The organism is Mesorhizobium sp. BH1-1-5, assembly GCF_020165615.1.
Lineage (GTDB): Bacteria > Pseudomonadota > Alphaproteobacteria > Rhizobiales > Rhizobiaceae > Mesorhizobium.
In genome coordinates this window covers 78,406-97,822 of sequence record NZ_JAIUIM010000014.1, presented here as the reverse complement: position 1 = coordinate 97,822, position 19,417 = coordinate 78,406, and the positions used below count along the sequence as shown (strand labels likewise).

The 19,417-nt window shown below is 64.1% G+C and carries 25 protein-coding genes and 1 riboswitch; of the genes, 5 read left to right on the top strand and 20 right to left on the bottom strand.

Annotated elements, in window-relative coordinates; all coding sequences use genetic code 11:
- Positions 1–280: 280 nt before the first annotated feature.
- From LB572_RS19735 to LB572_RS19725, 3 genes are all read right to left on the bottom strand, one after another.
- Entirely contained in the window at positions 281–1,066 is a 786-nt protein-coding gene (locus LB572_RS19735; RefSeq protein ID WP_140805203.1) for a GGDEF domain-containing protein, read from the bottom strand.
- Between the two features lie 116 nt (positions 1,067–1,182).
- Positions 1,183–1,830 carry a hypothetical protein gene (locus LB572_RS34590; protein WP_318014049.1) on the bottom strand — a complete coding sequence of 216 codons (648 nt, stop codon included), beginning with the start codon at positions 1,828–1,830 and terminating at the stop codon, positions 1,183–1,185.
- 475 nt (positions 1,831–2,305) lie between these two features.
- A complete protein-coding gene (locus LB572_RS19725; protein WP_224668878.1) occupies positions 2,306–2,818 on the bottom strand; it encodes a DinB family protein in 513 nt (170 codons plus the stop codon).
- Positions 2,819–2,880: 62 nt separating this feature from the next.
- On the opposite strand from LB572_RS19725, the gene LB572_RS19720 reads away from it, so the two are divergent.
- Complete coding sequence (locus tag LB572_RS19720) at positions 2,881–3,573, top strand: glutathione S-transferase family protein (RefSeq protein ID WP_224668877.1); 693 nt, start codon at positions 2,881–2,883, stop codon at positions 3,571–3,573.
- 17 nt (positions 3,574–3,590) lie between these two features.
- Positions 3,591–3,887, top strand: coding sequence for a DUF1905 domain-containing protein (locus tag LB572_RS19715; RefSeq protein ID WP_224668876.1), 297 nt, complete (start codon positions 3,591–3,593; stop codon positions 3,885–3,887).
- Here the strand turns inward: LB572_RS19715 and LB572_RS19710 are convergent.
- Positions 3,884–4,090, bottom strand: a complete 207-nt coding sequence (locus LB572_RS19710) for a hypothetical protein (RefSeq protein WP_140805195.1) — start codon at positions 4,088–4,090, stop codon at positions 3,884–3,886. The genes LB572_RS19715 and LB572_RS19710 overlap by 4 nt on opposite strands.
- A 177-nt stretch (positions 4,091–4,267) precedes the next feature.
- On the opposite strand from LB572_RS19710, the gene ndk reads away from it, so the two are divergent.
- Positions 4,268–4,690 carry a nucleoside-diphosphate kinase gene (gene ndk, locus LB572_RS19705; protein WP_041010781.1) on the top strand — a complete coding sequence of 141 codons (423 nt, stop codon included), beginning with the start codon at positions 4,268–4,270 and terminating at the stop codon, positions 4,688–4,690.
- Positions 4,691–4,859: 169 nt separating this feature from the next.
- Positions 4,860–5,066: a hypothetical protein gene (locus tag LB572_RS19700; RefSeq protein WP_140805193.1), complete on the top strand. Its 207-nt coding sequence runs from the start codon at positions 4,860–4,862 to the stop codon at positions 5,064–5,066.
- A 15-nt stretch (positions 5,067–5,081) separates the two neighbouring features.
- On the opposite strand, the gene LB572_RS19695 is transcribed toward LB572_RS19700, so the two are convergent.
- The 15 genes from LB572_RS19695 to LB572_RS19625 form a co-directional block, all read right to left on the bottom strand.
- Positions 5,082–5,426, bottom strand: a complete 345-nt coding sequence (locus tag LB572_RS19695; RefSeq protein ID WP_140805191.1) for a DUF190 domain-containing protein — start codon at positions 5,424–5,426, stop codon at positions 5,082–5,084.
- 13 nt (positions 5,427–5,439) lie between these two features.
- The gene (gene crcB / locus LB572_RS19690) at positions 5,440–5,862 is read right to left on the bottom strand and encodes a fluoride efflux transporter CrcB (protein WP_224668875.1); all 423 of its coding nucleotides are present in this window, start codon (positions 5,860–5,862) and stop codon (positions 5,440–5,442) included.
- Between the two features lie 3 nt (positions 5,863–5,865).
- A complete protein-coding gene (crcB, locus tag LB572_RS19685) occupies positions 5,866–6,279 on the bottom strand; it encodes a fluoride efflux transporter CrcB (RefSeq protein WP_140805187.1) in 414 nt (137 codons plus the stop codon).
- Between the two features lie 100 nt (positions 6,280–6,379).
- Positions 6,380–6,442, bottom strand: a riboswitch (Fluoride riboswitch).
- Between the two features lie 47 nt (positions 6,443–6,489).
- On the bottom strand, positions 6,490–7,506 hold the full coding sequence (locus tag LB572_RS19680; RefSeq protein ID WP_224668874.1) for a LacI family DNA-binding transcriptional regulator: 1,017 nt from the start codon (positions 7,504–7,506) through the stop codon (positions 6,490–6,492).
- Positions 7,507–7,674: 168 nt separating this feature from the next.
- Complete coding sequence (locus LB572_RS19675) at positions 7,675–8,436, bottom strand: glutamine amidotransferase (RefSeq protein WP_224668873.1); 762 nt, start codon at positions 8,434–8,436, stop codon at positions 7,675–7,677.
- 31 nt (positions 8,437–8,467) lie between these two features.
- Entirely contained in the window at positions 8,468–9,388 is a 921-nt protein-coding gene (locus tag LB572_RS19670) for an ABC transporter substrate-binding protein (protein ID WP_181179506.1), read from the bottom strand.
- 70 nt (positions 9,389–9,458) lie between these two features.
- On the bottom strand, positions 9,459–10,598 hold the full coding sequence (solA, locus tag LB572_RS19665; RefSeq protein ID WP_224668872.1) for an N-methyl-L-tryptophan oxidase: 1,140 nt from the start codon (positions 10,596–10,598) through the stop codon (positions 9,459–9,461).
- Positions 10,599–10,632: 34 nt separating this feature from the next.
- Positions 10,633–11,442, bottom strand: coding sequence for an amino acid ABC transporter ATP-binding protein (locus LB572_RS19660; protein WP_224668871.1), 810 nt, complete (start codon positions 11,440–11,442; stop codon positions 10,633–10,635).
- A complete protein-coding gene (locus LB572_RS19655; protein WP_210242035.1) occupies positions 11,439–12,311 on the bottom strand; it encodes an amino acid ABC transporter permease in 873 nt (290 codons plus the stop codon). Before LB572_RS19655 ends, LB572_RS19660 begins: the two co-directional genes overlap by 4 nt.
- A 182-nt stretch (positions 12,312–12,493) precedes the next feature.
- Positions 12,494–12,907: a YbaY family lipoprotein gene (locus tag LB572_RS19650; protein WP_140805177.1), complete on the bottom strand. Its 414-nt coding sequence runs from the start codon at positions 12,905–12,907 to the stop codon at positions 12,494–12,496.
- A 134-nt stretch (positions 12,908–13,041) separates the two neighbouring features.
- Positions 13,042–13,521, bottom strand: a complete 480-nt coding sequence (locus LB572_RS19645; protein ID WP_224668870.1) for a molybdenum cofactor biosynthesis protein MoaE — start codon at positions 13,519–13,521, stop codon at positions 13,042–13,044.
- Position 13,522: 1 nt separating this feature from the next.
- Positions 13,523–13,780: a molybdopterin converting factor subunit 1 gene (gene moaD, locus LB572_RS19640; protein WP_041001878.1), complete on the bottom strand. Its 258-nt coding sequence runs from the start codon at positions 13,778–13,780 to the stop codon at positions 13,523–13,525.
- A 5-nt stretch (positions 13,781–13,785) separates the two neighbouring features.
- Positions 13,786–14,382, bottom strand: a complete 597-nt coding sequence (pgsA, locus tag LB572_RS19635) for a CDP-diacylglycerol--glycerol-3-phosphate 3-phosphatidyltransferase (RefSeq protein WP_027165584.1) — start codon at positions 14,380–14,382, stop codon at positions 13,786–13,788.
- 476 nt (positions 14,383–14,858) lie between these two features.
- Positions 14,859–16,943 carry an excinuclease ABC subunit UvrC gene (gene uvrC, locus LB572_RS19630; RefSeq protein ID WP_224668869.1) on the bottom strand — a complete coding sequence of 695 codons (2,085 nt, stop codon included), beginning with the start codon at positions 16,941–16,943 and terminating at the stop codon, positions 14,859–14,861.
- On the bottom strand, positions 16,940–17,704 hold the full coding sequence (locus LB572_RS19625) for an SDR family oxidoreductase (RefSeq protein ID WP_140807442.1): 765 nt from the start codon (positions 17,702–17,704) through the stop codon (positions 16,940–16,942). The genes uvrC and LB572_RS19625 overlap by 4 nt, the downstream gene beginning before the upstream one ends.
- A gap of 410 nt (positions 17,705–18,114) precedes the next feature.
- Between LB572_RS19625 and LB572_RS19620 the strand changes: the two genes are divergently transcribed.
- Positions 18,115–18,762, top strand: a complete 648-nt coding sequence (locus LB572_RS19620; protein WP_140807443.1) for an outer membrane protein — start codon at positions 18,115–18,117, stop codon at positions 18,760–18,762.
- Positions 18,763–18,857: 95 nt separating this feature from the next.
- Here the strand turns inward: LB572_RS19620 and LB572_RS19615 are convergent, their stop codons facing one another.
- A complete protein-coding gene (locus LB572_RS19615) occupies positions 18,858–19,232 on the bottom strand; it encodes a TfoX/Sxy family protein (RefSeq protein WP_140807444.1) in 375 nt (124 codons plus the stop codon).
- Positions 19,233–19,417: the final 185 nt, after the last annotated feature.

Genomic DNA, 19,417 nt, shown 5'->3' with positions numbered 1-19,417 from the left:
CGGCACCTGCGGCGTCTCGGCCGGCAAGCGCCTGCTTTCCTATCCCGGCTATATCAACCGCAGCCTTGCCGGCCGCGGCGGCGCAACGCCGAAATGGGAAGCGTTGAAGTGGCTGAACCTGCTCACCGAACACGGCGCGCTGACGGCAGTGGTGCATCAGCCGGAGCCGACCCCGACGGCGGCCGGCCTGATCAGGCCCTATCTCGATGTCGAAACGCCAGTTGATCCGCCAGCACAGGCCGCTGCTCAACCGCAGCCACCGTTGAAACGTGATCCTGATCTAGTGAACCGTGCCTGCGGCGTCCCCCGGCGGCGCGCCGCGCGGGATCTCGAAGCTCACCTGGTCGCGGCCATTGGACTTGGCCTTGTAGAGATGGCGGTCGGCGACCTGGAACATGTCATGGTAGGTGGTCGCGCCGCTGAAGGCGGTACCGCCGATGCTCACGGAAAGCGGCCAAGGCCGCCCGCCGGGTGCGAACTCGGCCTCGCGGATGCGGCGCCTGATGGATTCGGCGACCAGGAAGGAGCGCGCGGCGTCGGCGCCGGGCAGGAAGACCGCGAATTCCTCGCCGCCGATCCGTCCGACAATATCGGCGCCGTGCAGTTGCCCCTTGATCGTCGCAGCGATCAACCTGAGCGCCTGGTCGCCGCAATCGTGACCCAGCCGGTCGTTGATCGACTTGAAGTGGTCGGCATCGACGATCAGCAGCGCGCCGGCATCGGCGACCGTCTGGCCGCGCGCCCGCTCGAGATAGGCCTCGACCAGCATCGAGAAGGCGCCGCGGTTGAAGACCGCCGTCAGGCTGTCGGTCGCGGCAATGACGCTGAGTTCCTTCTGCGTGATCGCCAGCTGGCGCATCTTCCACATCAGGAAGAACAGGAACGAGCCGCCAAGGATAAGCGGCAGGAAGAGATCCGTGAGTTGCGCCCACAGCAGCGCCTGTGGCGACAGCGAGGGGAAATTGAAGGAATCGACGAAGAAGGCGGCGGCAATGAAAAAGGCGGTGCCGGCGGCTGTGACCACCACGACCCTGCCCCAACTTGTCGGGGACAAATCGATGCGCATGCCGTTGCTCCCGTTACGTCAGGCCATCATGCCGCGAGGAAGGCAAACGAACTGCTAATATACGCCCCCTCCCGCGAAATTGGTTAATTCTCGCCTTTCGACGATACGCCAAGCAGTCAAGCCAACCGGTTCCCCAACACCGTATAACAGGAAGCCCACCACGGATGTGGCAGGCTTCCCGACTGGCCGGAGGTTCTCGTCAGCGCGCCGCCGGCCGGAGGTAGGCGACGCGGTAGGAGAGTGCCGCAGAGCCTCACGGCCGGTCCGACACTCCCGGTTGGCCGTTGCGCGGCACCGGCATGGCACCGCGACCTGGCGCACGATCCTGCCGGATCTTCGGCTCTGATCATGCGTCGGCGGCGCGCGATCATCAGGCAGAGAGCCCTGAGGTCGCCATCATAGGTGCCTTCGCTGGACAGCACGTCGACGCAGCGCTTCTTCATGCGCGCCAACTGGTTGCCCGACATGCTGGCGACGGCGCCAGGCAAGCCCAGTTTGGTGAGATTGCCGGGTTTGGAGAGGTTGCTGGGGTTGCCCGGATCGGACGTGTCGCCGCCAATGCCGAGGCCAAGGCCGACATTGACGCCATTGCCGACATTGGCGCTGACACCGGCGTTGACGCCATTCGAACCGCCGACAGAGGCGGTAGCGCTGGCTTTGACACCACCCGAGCCGCCAACCGAGGCGCCAAGGCCGGCGTTGACACCGCCCGATCCGCCAACAGACGCTCCGACGCCGGCGTTAACACCACCGGAACCGCCCACAGACCCAGCACTAACACCGCCGGATCCGCCAACAGATGCGCCTACGCCGACACCGAGACCGCCAGCGGCGTACGCGGGCATGGCAAAAATAGCGACAATCGCACCACAAGACAGAGCTACAGCGATATTTCTAGAAATACCGGAAATTGCACTCTCCTCTTTGATCTCACTATTTGCTGCGCTGCATCATTCCAATATCAACATTGGGAATGTGCTTGGCGCATAAACACCTACGCGCCGATGTCAACTGAGGTTTCAAAGAGGAATTTGCAAGAACAGGCTGTAGTTTTGAATGCTATACCAATAAACTAGAAATATACGATATTTTACTTTAAGATTTACAATTTTAGGAAATTAGCAAAGCAAGGCGCTAATTCGGCACTTTCTGGCTGGGTAGGAAGCAACCGCTGGCTAACGACTTTGGCCAGGCGCGACGCTCGGTTGAGAACGCCTCCCAAATGTGGCGGTTCCACCTTCAGGCGTAGGCGCGGCCTTCCTCCGAGCGCTGGAATAGCACCAGGTCGAGCGGCACTGAGGGCCGGCCGAGCACGGTGAGGCACATATGCGCCTGGCCGCGATGGTGAGTCTGGTGGTTGAAGAAATGGCTGAGCGCCGGCGCCACCCGCTGCGAGACGGTGCGCATGTCGGTCAGCGTCATGTAGGAGAAGCGGCCAGCGAGCGCTTTGTCGCTCATGCCGCCGACCCAATCGACAATCCTCTTGTCCTCCGCCTCGCGCGCCTGCCGCAGGCCGGACAAAGCGCGGTAGAGGATGGCGGCGGTGTTCGAAGGCGCGTCCCCCTCGCCGGTAAAGCGCTTCATCCAGACGCGGTCGACAGCGAGCAGATGATTGAGTGTGCCGAGCATCGAGCCGAAGACAGCGCCGACGTCGCGCCCGATCTCCTCCTCGCCAAGATCGGCGGCGGCATCGTAGAGGCGGCCATTGGCCCATTGATTGTAGGCCGCAAACATCATGAAATGCTGCTTCATTCTTCCCACCCGGCTCAACCCCGAATCCTGATCCTTCGTAACCCGCAGCAACGGACCCGCCAATGACCATTCTGCTTTACGACCTCGTCGGCCATGATACCGCCCGCCCGTTCAGCCCGCATTGCTGGAAGACCAAGATGGCATTGGCGCATAAGGGGCTTGCCGCCACCAAGGTGCCAACGCGCTTCCTGGACGTGCCGAAGGTCGAAGGCGGCGTTTCGAAGACGGTGCCGGTGATCCGCGACGGCGAGCGCGTGGTGGCCGATTCCTTCGCCATCGCGCTCTATCTCGACGAAGCCTATCCGGAACGGCCGACGCTGTTTTCGGGCGAAGGCGGCAAGGCGATGGCGCGCTTCGTCGAGCGCTGGTCGCAATTCACCATCCACCCGTATATCGCAACGGTGGCGCTGACCGATCTGCACGCCATGCAGGACGGGCCGAACGCTGCCTATTTCCGCGAAAGCCGCGAGCAGCGCTACGGCAAGCGGCTGGAGGATGTCGTGGCCAACCGCGATGCCGGGCTCTCGGCCTTCCGCGCCGCGCTGGAGCCGCTGCGCTCGACGCTCACCTACCAGCCCTTCATCGGCGGCGAGGCGCCGCTGTTTGCCGACTATATCGTGTTCGGGGCGCTGCAATGGGGTCGCATCGCCTCGCCTTTCCAGTTGCTCGACGACAGCGACGGCATTGCCCGCTGGTTCGAACGCTGCCTCGACCTGCATGGCGGGATCGGCAGACAGGTGGCCGCGGCGGCGTGAACGCCGCGAGCGCTGGGATGTTGCGCTATGAGATGCAGGCTGAGATCTGGGTCTATCCCGGCAAGGGCGGCTGGCATTTCGTGACGGTGCCGACGGACGTCGCGACTCGGATCAAGGCGGCGATGGCGGGGTTGGCGCGCCCGTGGGACTCGCTCGGCGTCACGGCTGTCATCGGCAAGACAAGGTGGAGCACGTCGCTTTTCCCCGACAAGGCATCGGGCAGCCTGCTTTTGCCGCTCAACGCCTCGGTGCGGCAAAGAGAGGGGCTGAAGGCCGGCGATGCGCCAGCGCTGACCATAGAGGTTGCGCTTTAATTCTGCTTGAGCGCATCCTTGTCGACCAGCTTGACGCAGATCGGGTCGCCTTCGCCCATGCGCGTACATTGCCATTCCGGGCCGAAGCCGAAATTGTGATCCCGCGGCGGCAGGACCAGCAGAAAGAAGACAATCACGGCGCACATCAGCGCCATGAAGACGATACCCACAATGTCGCCGCGCCTGAGATAAGGCCAACTCATCGCCTTCGACTCCGCAGCCGCGAGTGTTCGGGAGCAGGCGCCCGAAGCGCGCGCAGCCGTCTAATTATCCCGCAAAGGGCCGGCCTTGACCAGAAGCCGCCTCCCCTTGGCAAGCCGCCGGGCGGCTTGTATAGAGCCCGCCACTCCAATTTCCATTCCCAGAACAAGGACGACCCTATGGCGATCGAACGCACCTTCTCCATGATCAAGCCGGACGCGACCCGGCGCAATCTCACCGGCGCCATCACCAAGATGTTGGAAGATGCCGGCCTGCGCGTCGTCGCATCGCGTCGCGTATGGATGAGCCGCCGCGAGGCGGAAGGGTTCTACGCCGTCCACAAGGATCGGCCGTTCTTCGGCGAACTGGTGGAGTTCATGTCGTCGGCTCCGACCATCGTGCAGGTTCTGGAAGGCGAGAACGCCATTGCCAAGAACCGCGAAGTGATGGGCGCCACCAACCCGGCCAATGCCGCCGAGGGCACCATCCGCAAGGTGCATGCGCTGTCGATCGGCGAGAATTCGGTGCATGGCTCGGACGCGCCCGAAACCGCCGCGCAGGAGATCAAATACTGGTTCTCGGACACCGAGATCGTCGGCTGAACCGGAACTTTGAATTTCGCCGAAACGGCCCGCCCAAGCGGGCCGTTTCGTTTTGGGGTGGTCGCGCCTGCCGCGCGCCCTAGGTTCACCGACACCGGCGACAAAGCGGACCAGGGTGTCGCCGGCTGTAAGCGACCATCGCGCTTCCGCCGAAACCAGGGAGGGAAGCATGATCAAACCTCATGTTTCTAAAAGTGGCGTTGCGTATCCGGACGATCTCGTCGTGTTGAAGCGTGTCTATGACCTGATCTGCGCAGAGCGCGGCATCACCGGGGGAAGCTCCGAGGCATCGGACCTGGCCGCAGAGGCCATGAGACTGTTCTCCGCCGGTGTCTTCGACGAAGCGACGATCGGCCGCCGTCTTCGCGGCGGCTGATGGGGATGGGCGGATTCAGTCCCCGTCGCCGTAGCGGATGACCTCGACCTTCTCCCTGGTGATCAGGCAGCTCTTCTTACTCGTCAGCGCCTTGATCTCGGGGATCAGCGCATCGATCTTCTCCGGCGCGTCGACGATCTCGACGACGATCGGCAGATCCTGCGACAGGCGCAGGATCTTGGCGGTGTGCAGCACGCTGGAGCGGCCGAAGCCGAGCGGACCTCTCAGCACCGTGGCGCCGGCCATGCCGGTTTCGCGCGCCTTGATGACGATCGCCTCATGCAGCGGCTTGCCATCAGCCGCCCTGTCATCCTCGCCGAAGAAGATCCTGAGAAGCGCGCATTGCGCGGGAAGTTCCATGTTCTCCTCCTTGTCACCTGTCGACCGGCAAGCGGTTGAGCCTGGATGCCATAAGATAGCCCAGCCACGCGGCGGCAAGCGACAGCCCGACCACACTGATGAGATAGGTCGCGGCCAGTGGCCAGTCGCCCTCGAACAGCAGGATGAAGGTATCGAGGCTCATCGCCGAAAACGTGGTGAGGCCGCCACAGAAGCCGGCCATGACGAAATTGCGGCCAGCCGGGCCGACCATCAGGCGGCCGTCCGGCCCGGTCAGCGTGGCAAAGGCCATGATGACCCCCGAGCCGACGACATTGACGAAAGCGGTCGACCAAAGCGCGTTCAGGCCGAGCAACGAGACGATGACATAGCCCGACAGGAAGCGGGCCAGCGAGCCGATGGCGGCACCGCCACCGACCGCCAGATAAAGCCGCATCGCCATCCGCCTGTCCGTCATCGCTCAGCCCGCCATGCCGGTGGCTGAACCAGAAATCCAGACGATCGCCCAGAAACCGAGCGCGACGAACAGCACGCACAGCACCGACGAAGCGACGACGTTGAAGGCGGCGAGCCGGCCCTCGCCGTCGAGCGCGAGGTTGAGCGTCTGCAGGCAAAAGGACGACACGGTGGTGTAACCGCCGAACAGGCCGACGACGATCAGGTCGCGCACGAGATCGCTGGCGAAGACGCCGCCGACCGATCGCGCGGCGCCGGCGAAGGCGCCGATGGCCAAGGCGCCTGAAACGTTGACCGCCAGCGTGCCCCAGGGAAAGGTCTCGCCGACGCCGCGGCCGACCACGCCGGAGAGGAAAAAGCGGGAAATGCCGCCGAGGAAACCGCCGATCAGGACCAGGGCGCAGGCCGCAAGGGTCATCGCTTCAATGCCTTTCCAAACGCGATTCCGCACCGGAATCACTTCACGAAATCAGGCCTGATGCGAGAGCGGGAAAAACAAATCCTGCCGCGCGAGAGCACGCCTGGCAGGAGTCATCAGCCCATAAGGGCGGTTTCGGGGGAACCCCATCCCCATTTTCGAGGGAGCCTAGGGGTTCGAGATGGCGGCGTCAATTGTGACGGGAAGCGCTTATGTGGCGGAAGAATATCGGGGCACAATCAGAGACGGATTCGCATCGAACGTCGCCAAAGTCGGCGGCAGCTCGATCCAGCAGCCGGGGCTCGATCCATCCTGCCGCTGCTCCAGAATCCGCTCGCCAGCGATGCGGCCTATCTCATGGGGGTCCTGATCGATCGAGGCCATGTGCCTGCCGCTGAGAAACGGAATCTCCTTGAGATCGAAGCCGATGATGCCGATGTCGTCCTTGCGTCCGGGGGCGGCGTCCTCGAGCGCCTTGATCGAGCCGACGGCCATCAAATTGTTGGTGACGAACAGGCTATCGAACGCTGTCCGCTCCTCCAGGATGCGCCGCATGGCGAGGTAGCCGCCGTCGACGCGATTGTTCGCATGCTCGATGCGGACGATGTCCAGACCCTGCTTCTGTTTCGCCGCCTCGACAAAGCCTTGCAGGCGCGCGTCGCTGGTGGGGTTCAGCGGGCCGGCAATGCAAACGGCCTTGCGAAAGCCCAATGTCTCGAGATGCCCGGCCGCGAGCGCGCCGCCCGACAGATTGTTGGTCAATATCGTGTCGTAGGCATTGCCTGGCAGAGCCCGGTCCACGATGACCACCGGAATTCCTGCCTCCGCGACTTTTGTCAGATCGGTGGCGTCCGACGACGGCGCGATCACGACACCTCCCACCCGCTCGGCCAGCGCGACGTCGAGATAGTGCCGCTCCTTCTCCGGATCGTCATCCGAGCTGCCGATGAAGACACAGGTGTCGCGCGGCCGGCAGACCTGCTCGAGGCCGCGCGCCAGGCGCGTGAAAAAGGTGTTCTCGAAATCGGGAACGATCAGCGCCCACAAATGCGATGCCGAGGTGCGCATCCGCTGGGCGGTACGGCTCGGCCGGTATCCCAGTTGCGCCACCGACGCCTTCACCCGCTCCGCGAGGTCCTCGCGCACCTTGAGGCCATTGACGACGCGCGAGACCGTGGCGGCCGAAACCCCGGCGTGACGGGCTACATCATAGATGGTTGCGGTCAAATCTGATCCCGACGGCGGTGGTGTTGAGCCTCGGCCCGCCCGGCAAAGGGCCGGCCGAGGCCGTAAGTCATGAAACCTTCACGGGAGCAAAGGCGCGTCGATTGTTGCTGCAGTATACGGAACAAAATCCGGCATGGCGGCAACGCGATCCCATCGACAAGTCAAATCCTAGATTTCACGTGCCGCCCACTTGGCCATGCGCTCCCACATCAGGCCATAAGCTTCCCATTCGTGAAGATTGCCGCACCAGTGATATACAGGGTCGGTCGTGTAAGCAATCGAACGTCCTTTGCCGACTTCGGCCACGGCCATGAAGACGTCGCCGCGCACTTTCATCAGCACCTTGGCGTCGGATTTGGCGGTCACCTGATTGTAACCGAGGATGATGCTGTCTTTGTCGAACGCGACACCTTTCAGGATCGGATGATCCGCCACCGTCACATCCAGGGTGGCGCCCTCCGGAACCTCGATGCGGTCATCGATGCCGCGCATGATCGTGACGGGCAGCACCGCCTCGATCGGCGTGCCGCCCCAGATGCCCTTGCCTTCGATGCCGGAGAAAGTGGTGTAGCCGCCGGCCATGATCAGGCCGCCGCCGCCCTCGACCCATTTGCGGAAGTTGCCGATGCGGTCCGGTCCCATCGGCACGAGGCGCTCGCGATTGCCCGGCAGCAGCGCGAAGTTGTTGTAGCCGACGTCACTGAGGATGATGACGTCCCACTTCGCGAACTGCTCCGGCGTCATCGGAAACTCGGCGCGTATCTTGTCGGCGGGCATATGGGTGAGTTCGATGCCGGGCCGTGGGCTCAGCGCCTCCCGCAGCACGCGCGCCGAATCCCGGTAGTAATTGTGGATGAACGTGTCCATGCCCTTCGCCGTGATCAGCGTTTCGGCCTGGGTGTCCCCACAATATAGAACTCGAACTGCCATTTTACTTCTCCTTGCGGTATTCGGCGAGCCTTCAATTGCTCGGCTGGTTGAAACGCAGCCCGTCATTGACGGTGATCTTTTCGAGGCCGTTGGCCTGCATGCCCCATGCGGTGAGGATCTTTTCGTAGCTGCCGTCCGCCTTCATCTCGGTTAGCGCCGCCTGCACGGCATCACGCAAGGCGCTGTCGGATTTGCGGAAAGGCATGGCGTTGTAGCCGGTGCCGTATTGCTCGAAGGCGAGCACCTCGAGACCGGCGGCGTCTGGCGAGGTCTGGATCACATAGGCCGCGACGCCATACTGGTACATCGTCGCGTCGGCGCGCTTGGTGCGGACCTGGAGCAGCGCCTGGTTGATATCCTGGAAGACCTGGATGTCGATCTTCTTGTCGGCGCATTTGCCGTCCTGCTTCTCGACAAGGCCCTGCATGACCGAGCCCTGCAGCACGGCGACATGCTTGCCGCACAGGTCTGCGATGGTCTTGATCGCCAGCGGATTGCCCTTCAGGACGACGATGGCGTTGCCGTCGGTGGAATAGTCGACGAAGTCCAGCTTCTGCTCGCGGGCTGGCGTGTCGCCCATGCCGGTGAGCGCGGTGTCGAAGCGCTTGGCCTCGATGGCGGCGATGATGCCGGGGAATTTTACGGCCGACCACTCAGCCTTGAGGCCGAGCTTGGCGGCGACCGCATTGCCGAGATCGATATCGGCGCCGACGAGCGTCTGACCATCCGCCTGATAGTAGGTGTAGGGCGGCGAGCTCGGATCCGTCGCGATCTTCAGCGCGCCGCCCTTGAAGGCGTCCGGAACCTTGCCCGCGAGATCGGCCGAGGCATCGACCGAAAGAGGCGTGCTGTTGGGACCGATCTTCAGGTCCGCGGCGAGCACCGCATAGGTGCCGCCAAGAAGCGCGGAGGCAAGGGCGATCGCCCGGCCGGCCGTGGTAAGAATGCTCATTTCCGTTCTCCTCTGTTTGCCGCTTGACGCGGTCGGTTGCCCGGCCTCGCGGCCGGTTTTGAATTGCCTGTCATGCCACCTGGAGGCTCGGCCGGTGGGCCGAGAAATGGTGGCGGATGTAATTGTCGCCGCCGCTGTCGATGAGATCGGCCACCGCGACGCCGACCGCCGGCGCCATCTTGTAGCCATGGCCCGAAAAGCCGGCCGCGATCACGATCCGCTCGCTTGCGGGATGGTGGTCGATGATCGGATGGTTGTCGGTGGTGAAGCCGTCGAGATAGACGCCGGAGCGCACCGGCTCCGGATCGACCCCTTCGAGCAGGGTCCGGGCCACGCGGCGCATGATCGCGGTGTCGTCGTAGGAGACTGTCCGGTCGACGCGGGAGGGATCGATGTTGCTGAGGAAATTGACCGGCGGCATGACCTTGATCGTCCAGCCATCCATGGAGGGGAAGCCTGAGTAATCGATTTCTGACGTGCGCCGGATACAGACCGGGAAGCGCTCCGGGAGATAGGCCGCGACGTCGTCGACGCCGAACCAGGTGCCGACGAGGCGCCGGGCGATGAATTGCGGCGACGGTCCTTCGATCGCCCTCGTTCCCCAGGCGCCGCAGGTGACGACCGTGGCGTCGAAATGCTCGGTCTTGCCGCCGACGGTGATCGCCACACCGCCGGCCTCGGGCACGATGCGCTCGACGGCGCAGCCCTGGTGCAGGGTGGCACCCGCCGCCTGCGCCGCCCTGACCGCGGCCCTCACCCCGAGCTCGGGCCGCAGCAGGGCGCCGTCGGTGTCGAGAAGGGCGAACTCGCCGCCCTCCAGCCTGTGCTGGGGAAAGCGCCGGCGAAGCTCCTGTTCGTCAAGCACCTCGTGGCGGACATCATGCTCGCGCGCGCCTTCGATGGTGCCAAGGAGCCAGTCCGCGTCGCGTTCGCCGATGTAGAGGCAGCCGATCGGGAAATGGAACTTGCGGTCGGAGGTCGACTGCAATTCCCGCCAGAGCTCCAGCGAGCGCTTGAGCAGGGGGATGTATTCCTTGCCCTCGCGATAGGCGAGCCGGAAGATGCGGGACTCGGCGCCATGCGCGCTGGTGTCGTGCGGCACGCCCATGCGGTCGAAGCCGACGACCTCGTGCCCTCGCCTGGCCAATTGCCAAAGCGCCATGCTGCCCATTGCCCCGACACCGACGACGGCGATCTTCCTGGCTTTCATTGCCTGCTCAGCCCGCGACGCGGGGCTGCTCCTTTCATTTGATCTTCGACAGAAATGCCCTGGTGCGCGGTTCCGACGGCTGGCCCAGCACCTGCGCCGACGCCCCCTGCTCGACGATCGCGCCGCCATCCATGAAGACGGTGCGGTTGCTGACCTCGCGCGCGAAGCCGATCTCGTGGGTGACGACGACCATCGTCATCCCCTGCCCGGCCAGATTGCCCATCACCGAGAGCACCTCGTGGACAAGCTCCGGATCGAGCGCCGAGGTCGGCTCGTCGAACAAAAGCACCTTGGGTTCCATCGCCACCGCCCGCGCGATGGCGACGCGCTGCTGCTGGCCGCCGGAAAGCTGCGCCGGGCGATGGCCGGCGAAGCGCTCCATGCCGACGGAGGCGAGCACCGCCATCGCCCGTTCGCGCGCCTTTGGCCGCGGCATGCGCTTGACCAGCCGCAGGGCAAGCGCGACGTTGTCCACCGCCGTCAGGTGGCCAAACAGATTGAAGCGCTGGAAAACCATGCCCATGGCGGCGCGCTGACGGGCAAGGACGGCCGAGGGAACCTCCCACAGCACGCCGTCCACCTCCTGGCAGCCGATACGCTCGCCATCGACCCAGACCCCGCCGGCATCGGGCACTTCGAGGAAGTTGATGCAGCGCAGGAACGTGCTCTTGCCCGAGCCTGACGGGCCGATGATGCACACGACCTCGCCGCGCTCGACTTCTAGCGAGACGTCCCTCAGCACGACATGCGCGCCGAAGGCCTTGCCGATGTGGCGCGCGCCGAGCATGGGCTGCGTCGCGGCTTCATTTGCCTGTTTCGAGCGCATCGGCATGGGGACGGTCATGGCTGGACACCGGCAATGACCTCGACAGCGCGACTGTCCCCGAACCGGCGCTCGAGCCAGAACTGGAAGGCGGAGGCGACCGTGGTCAGCACCAGGTACCAGAGCGAGGCGACGATCAGGAGCTCGATGACCTGGAAGTTGCGGGCGTAGATGTCTTCGGTCTTGGTCAGCAATTCCTGCGCGCCGATGACCGAGACCAGCGAGGTGTTCTTCAGCATGCCGATCGTCTGATTGGCCGTCGGCGGGATGATGACCTTGAGCGCCTGCGGCAGGATCACGCTGTTCATGACCTGGCGCCGGTTGAGGCCAACGCTGACGGCCGCCTCGCCTTGCCCGCTGTCGACCGACTTGATGCCGGCGCGCACGATCTCGGCCATATAGGCGGCCTCGTTGAGGCCCAATCCCAGCAAGGCTGCCGCGAACGGCGTCACCAGGCTGTTGATCGAGACCTGCCAGGCACCAATGCCGACCACCGGGAACACCAGCGCGATGTTGAACCAGAAAATCAGCTGCACGAGCAGCGGCGTGCCCCGGAAGATCCAGACGTAAAGCGCCGACGCGGCGGACACCGCCGGATATCGCGAGATCGCCATCACGGCCAATGCGACGCCAAGCAGCACGCCGACGATCATCGAGAGCGCCGTCAGCTCGAGCGTCATGACCAGGCCGTCGAGAATCGCCGGATGGAAGAAGAAGCCGAAGGTAATCGGCCAGTTGATGGCCCCGCTGGCGACGATGCGCAGCGCCAGGGCCAGCACGAGCGCAACCACGACGGCGGTCACGATGGCGCGTTTGCCCCGCCCCAGAGGCTTCGGCTTGCCCGAGAGAAAAGCCGGATCGCGAATATCCTGGGAAATCGTAGTTTTCACGCCAACCTCGCTCAGATATCGATTTCAGAGTATTAGAAATCGATATCTTGTCAATCAAGTTTCGATATTTTCCCTGGCGACAGCAATATGTTTCGCAGTGCGTGGCCATTGCATCAAGCCGCCCGACCGGACACGGACCGCAGCCGGTCTGCTGGCAGTGTTGAGCCCGCTCCGACGCGACGTCAGCGCGCCATTCTTACCAATACCGTTTGAGGTTTGGCGGCCAGCGGATCGACCTGGTGGCCTGTATCGGCGATGAACATCAGCCGCTCGCCGACCGTGATGCGCGCCTGCAGCGTGTAGGTCCGGCCCTTTTGGATCGCCTTGGGGTCGAAGCCGATCTCGAATTTGATCGGCACCTGGTCGGTGGGGGCTATCCTGCGCTTGGCGATCACGGTTGCCGGCGCATCGGCCAGCGAGACGTCGGCGAGTTCGACCATGAGCACGGCATCGGGCGGCAGGGCGATGCGCTCGCGATAAATCACCTCGCCCGCGATCGTCTTCTCGCCGGCATTGGTCACTTCCGGCACGGCAAGCACGCCGACAACCAACGGCACCAGCCCGAAGATGAAGAACTCCGCGATCCTGTCCAGCATGACCCTGCTCCGCCAAGCAAATCAAACCAACCGGCAGGCTTGGCAAGGATTGCGGTCGTTCGATGGCCGAACGGGAGTTTTTTCTGATGCATGTCGTTGCCCCAGAACCGCTGCGCACTTCTGGGCGACATGCATTATTCGCCCTGCTTCTTCCAGCGGTCCGCCGCGCGATCGTCGGCTTCCTTGGCCTCGACCCAGCCGCCCTGGGAGCCGTCGGCAAGATGCTCCTTCTTCCAGAAGGGCGCGCGCGACTTCAGGTAATCCATCAGGAAATTCGCCGCCTCGAAGGCCGCCTGGCGATGCGACGAGGCCGCGACCACCAGCACGATGTTTTCGCCCGGCGCTATCTTGCCATGGCGATGGATGACGGTGAGCCCCTGCAGCGGCCAGCGCTCGAGGGCTTGCGCGGCAATGCGGCCGATCTCGGCCTCCGCCATGCCGGGATAGTGCTCGAGCTCAAGTGCCGACAGCGCGCCCTGCTCGTCGCGGCAAAGGCCGGAGAAGGTGACCACGGCGCCGATATCGGCGCGGCGCTCGGTCAGGCCGGCGATCTCGGCGGCGACGTCGAAATCCTCGCGCTGGATGCGGATGGCGGGCACGACGGCGCCGGCCATCTCAGCCCCCGGTCATCGGCGGAAACAACGCGATCTCGCGCGCGCCCGCGATCTTCTCGCGGTGGCCGACATGTTCCTGGTTGATGGCGACGCGGATGACGTCGGGGTATTGCAGCGCGTTCTCATATTCCTCACCGCGCGACTTCAGCCAGCGCAGCAGATCGGCGACCGTCTCGATGCCGGAGGGCAATTCGACGTCCTCTTCCGGCTTGCCGATCCGCTCGCGAACCCAGGCGAAATAGATGAGCTTCGTGGACATTGTCTTCACTCGTCCATGATGTGCTTGAGGCCGGCGCGGAAATAATCGTAACCGGTGTAGAGCGTGACGAGCGCCGCGACCCACAAAAGCACGAGACCGATCTGGGTGGTCAGCGGAAAGATCTTGTCGCCGGCCGGGCCGACCAGCAGGAAGGCGATGGCGACCATCTGGATGGTGGTCTTCCACTTGGCGAGCTGGGTCACCGGCACCGAGACCTTCAAGGCGGCCAGATATTCGCGCAGGCCCGAAACCAGGATCTCGCGGCACAGGATGATGATCGCCGCCCACAGCGACCAGCCGGCGATGCCGGCGTGGCGGTCGGTGTCGGCGGCAAGCAGGAGCAGGCAGGTGGCGACCAGCAATTTGTCGGCGATCGGATCCAGCATCTTGCCTATGTTGGAGGTCTGCTGCCAGGCGCGGGCAAAATAGCCGTCGAAGTAATCGGTGATCGAGGCGAGCAGGAAAATGACCAGCGCCGACCAGCGGGCGAAGTCGGAAGACTTCAGATGTCCCTCGAGAAAAAAGCACAGCACAACCAGCGGCACCGCGACGATGCGGGCGTAGGTGAGGATGTTCGGCAGGTTGAACGCGCGTTGTGCCATGTCGTCTCGGGAAATCTCCTCCGCCAGAGGTACTCAAATCAGAAGCCAATGTAGGGGGTCAACAGCCGAGATTCGATTGGACAGGGAAAAATGGCGTGAAGGTCGGCGTGAAGCACCTCTCTTGGCCCCGGCATCTCCATTCATGGCGCCTCGGCGCAGGTTCTTCTTGCAATGTCGAGAGTTGGGCAAAGCCCAGGCAACTTCGTCATCCACGGGCGGAGCAGGAGCGGAGCTCCTGCGCAGACCCGAGGATCCATGCCGTGATCTTGCGCGAGGGGTGGAGACGGTGCAGAACAGAGGCCGTTCTAGACCGCCGCAAAGCTCGTAAGTCACGGAATGGATCCTCGGGTCTGCGCCGCGTCGCTTCGCTCCTTGCTCCGCCCGTGGATGACGATGGGACGGGCGTCTGGGCCAATCGCCACGGTACAGCATTCCTCGCCACGCGGACACCATCGTCAAACTTTCGTGCCCGCCCCTCAGCTCTCATGAAAATGATTGTAGACCAGTTTCGCCACATGCTCGGAAATGCCGTCGACCTTGACCAGGTCCTCGACCGCGGCGCGGCTGACCGCCTTGGCGGTGCCGAAGGCGAGCAGCAGGGCGCGCTTGCGGCCGGGACCGATGCCGGCGATCTCGTCGAGCGGGCTCTTGATCATCTCCTTCTTGCGCCGCGCCCGGTGCGAGCCGATGGCGAAACGGTGCACCTCGTCGCGCAGGCGCTGGACGAAATAGAGCACCGGATCGCGCACCGGCAGCATGAAGGAATCCTTGCCCTTGACGAAGAAGCGCTCGCGGCCCGCGTCTCGGTCCGGACCCTTGGCGATGCCTATTGCCATGACGCGGTCCTCGACGCCGAGGTCAGCAAGGATCTGGCGCACGGCCGTCATCTGGCCCTGGCCGCCGTCGATCAGGATGACGTCGGGCCAGGCCGGGAAGCCGCCATTGCCGGCGACCAGATCCTCCTCGCCGGCATCGTCCTGGACCACCGGGCCGGGCTGCTCGTCGCCATGCTCCTTGAGCAGCCGCGAAAAGCGCCGCTGCATCACCTCGCGCATCATGCCGAAATCGTCGCCCGGCGTGATCTCGGTCGAGCGGATGTTGAACTTGCGGTACTGGTTCTTGACGAAACCTTCCGGTCCGGCGACGACCATGGCTCCCACGGCATTTGTGCCCATGATGTGCGAGTTGTCGTAGACCTCGATGCGCACCGGCGGTCTTTCCAGGCCGAAGGTTTCTGCAAAACCCTTGAGCAGCCGCGCCTGGGTCGAGGTCTCGGCCAGCCTGCGGCCTAGCGCCTCGCGCGCGTTCTGCAGCGCGTGGTCGGTCAGATCCTTCTTCTCGCCACGCTGCGGCACCAAGATCGTAATCTTGCGGCCGGCATGGGTGGAGAGCGCCTCGCCGAGCAGTTCCTGTTCCTGCGCGGTCTGCGACAGAAGCAGCGTGCGCGCCGGCAGCTTGTCGTCATAGAATTGCGCCAGGAACGAGCCCAGCACCTCGGCCGGCTCCAGCGCCGGATCGGCCTTGGGGAAATAGGCGCGGTTGCCCCAGTTCTGGCCGGTGCGGAAGAAGAACACCTGGATGCAGGTCTGGCCGCCTTCCTGGTGGATGGCGAAGACGTCGGCCTCCTCCACCGTCTGCGGGTTGATGCCCTGATGCGCCTGCACATGCGAGAGCGCGGCAAGACGGTCGCGGTAGATGGCGGCGCGCTCGAAATCGAGCTCTTCGGAAGCCTGCTGCATGGCGGCCGAGATCTCGGTCTTCACCTTCTGGCTGCGGCCGGACAGGAAATCCTTGGCTTCTTCGACCAGCTCGGCATAGCCCTCATGCGAGATCTCGCCGGTGCAGGGACCGGCACAGCGCTTGATCTGGTAGAGCAGACACGGCCGCGTGCGGTTCTCGTAGAAGGAGTTGGTGCAGCTTCGAAGCAGGAAGGCGCGCTGCAGCGAATTGATGGTGCGGCCGACCGCGCCGGCCGAGGCGAACGGCCCGAAATAGTCCCCTTTTCGCGACCGCGCGCCGCGATGCTTGTAGATGCCGGGCGAGACATGGTCGCCGGTCAGAAGAATGTAGGGGAACGATTTGTCGTCCCGCATCAGCACGTTGAAGCGGGGCCTGAGCCGCTTGATGAGGTTGGCCTCGAGCAGCAGCGCCTCGATCTCGGTACGGGTGACGACGAATTCCATCGTCGCGGTCTCGCGCACCATGCGGCCAATGCGGGCGGTGTGGAATCGCCCCTGCGCGTAATTGGTGACACGCTTCTTCAGGCTGCGCGCCTTGCCGACATAGAGCACGTCGCCGGCGGCGTTCATCATGCGGTAGACGCCGGGCTGGTTGGGCAGCCGCTTGACGAAGGTCTGGATCACCTCGGCGCCGACCATGCCGTCGGCATCGCCGGCATGCGGCGTCCAGTCGATCGCCGTGAAGGTGACGTCGGGGCCGGCCGGGATCGACTCCGGCTCGACGAGCTCCTCAGCCGCCTCGTCCTCGATGTCGAGATCGACATCGGGCGGGAGATCGTCGGCGGCGCCGTTTCGTTTCTGTCTTTGGGCTGCGGGACTCATTCCACCATGCCTGTCACATCGGGCGTCTGCCACGCAAGATGCTGGCCGCCGTCGAGCGCGATCATCTGGCCGGTCACCGAGCGCGCCTGCCAGAGATAGCGGATCGTGGCGCCGAATTCGGGCAATTGCGGGCCGCGCTTCAGGATCAGGCCCTCGACCTGTTTGCCGAAATCATCGTCGTCCTGGCGCTTGTTCTTCAGTGTCGGGCCTGGACCTATGGCATTGACGCGAATGCGCGGGCCTAGCGCCTGCGCCAGCATCTCGGTCTGCGTCCACAGCGCCGATTTCGACAGCGCATAGGACAAATAACGCGGCGTCGGCCGCCAGACGCGCTGGTCGATGATGTTGACGATCAGCCCCTCCTCGCCTTGCGGAAGGGCGCGGGCAAAGGTCTGCGCCAGGAGCGCCGGGGTTTTCACGTGGATGGCGAAATGCCGATCCCAGGCCTGCCAGTCGAAATCCTCGACCCGGTCGTCGACGAACAGGGAAGCGTTGTTGACCAGCAGCGTGACAGGGCCGAGCGCCGCTTGCGCACGGCCGACAAGGCCGCCGACGGCATCCATGTCGGTGAGGTCGGCGGCGACCACGGCGGCGCGGCCGCCCTCGTCCGCGATCTTGCTTGCCAACGCTTCGGCCTCCTTGCCGGAGCGGTTGGCATGGATGGCGACGGCGAAGCCATTGGCGGCCAGGTCCTCGACGATCGCCTTGCCGATCCGCCTTGCTCCACCCGTCACCAGCGCGACGGCCGTGGCTTGTCTCATCTTGTCAATCCTCAATCGGCTTCACGATTCCGGGAAGCCGGCACAATATGACGGGCCAAGCGTTAAATGCCATTTCCACCTAGGGCAGGAATGTGGCGAAGCGGCCCGGACACGCGTCCGCCCCGCCGGATGCGGGGCACCGTTCACGGCAATATATGTCGCAAGACCCCTTGAACCAAGCGGCGTGCAGCGCAACATAATTAGCCTGCTGACATTCGCTGTTGCGAAGATGCAACGTCACCTTTCAGCCTCATTCGCGCCGGGGAATGACCCAAGTTCAGGTTCGCTTCAGCCGCATTTCAGCACGACATTTGGAACCGTTGAACGCCAAGCTCGTTTATCCCCCCGGACGGGCCGGGGCGTTTCATGACAAACAAGCCTAAGTGTCTTGTGGCTTAAGGAGTAGAACAATGAAGACCAATCTTAAATTCGCGCCGCTTGCCGCTGCGCTCGGGCTGTTCGCCTTTGCTGGCACCGCCTTCGCGGCCGACGTCGTTTCCGAAGAGCCGCCGGCTCCCGCCCCGGTTGCCGAGCTTCCGGTCGCTTCCTGGGCCGGCCCCTATGCCGGTATCAATCTGGGCTACGGCTTCGGCGGCCATGTGAAGGCCCCGGGCGTCGACGCCAAGACCAAGGGCTTCATCGGCGGCGTTTTCGGCGGCTACAACTGGCAGCAGGACAACTTCGTATACGGTGCTGAAGCCGACCTCGGCTACAACGGCACCAAGGGTTCGGACAATGGCCTTTCCGCCAAGACCGGCATCGAAGGCTCGCTGCGTGCTCGCCTCGGCTATGCCGTGACCCCGGAAATCCTGCTCTACGGCACGGGCGGTCTCGCTGCCAAGAACCAGAAGATCGACGACAGCGTCAGCGGCGTGAACGACAGCAAGGCCATGCTCGGCTGGACGGCCGGTGCCGGTACCGACATCAAGATCACGGACAACGTGTTCGGCCGCGTCGAGTATCGCTACACCGACTACGGCAGCAAGAACTTCGGCGACACGGGCAAGGTCAAGTCTTCGGACAACCGCGTCACGTTCGGCGTCGGTATGAAGTTCTAAGTCGTAGAAGCCACGACACGGAAAAGCCGGGCCTTGCGCCCGGTTTTTTTGTGTCCGCGAAAACCGACAAGGGTTGCGGGCCCCTCAATCGGTCCTCATTTCGGCCTCTTCGGCGGTTTGGCCTTTGCCTTCGGCGGCAGCGTCTCGACGAAAGCCAGCCCGCGAGCGAGCCAGCCGGCAAGATCGGCATCGATCGCGGTGCCTTCGGGCGCGACGCGGATATAGCCTTCCATCGAGCGTCCGCCCATCTCCATCGGGCCCGCATGAGGAAGCGCCGCGGCGGCCGCATGCGCGCCCTTGCCGACGCGCACCAGAAGCCCCCGCTTCGAGGTGCCGATCAGCATGTTGCCGTTGATCATGAAACAGGTGCCGCCGAACATCTTCTGCTCGGTGAAGGCGCGCCGGCCGAGGGCAGCGCGCAGGCGTGCGACCATCGGGTCCGGCGCGACACTGGTTGAGGGCTTTGCCATGCTCACCACTCCGACTTGGGTGATGTCAGGCAAGCATGGAAGCGGGCGGCGTTCAAGGCGGTGCGATCTTCCTCTTCTCCCCTTGTGGGAGAAGGTGGCCGAGCGAAGCTCGGACGGATGAGGGGTGCTCCAGCTTGACGCACATCGCGCCGATCCACCTTCTCCCACAAGGGGAGAAGGTGGGC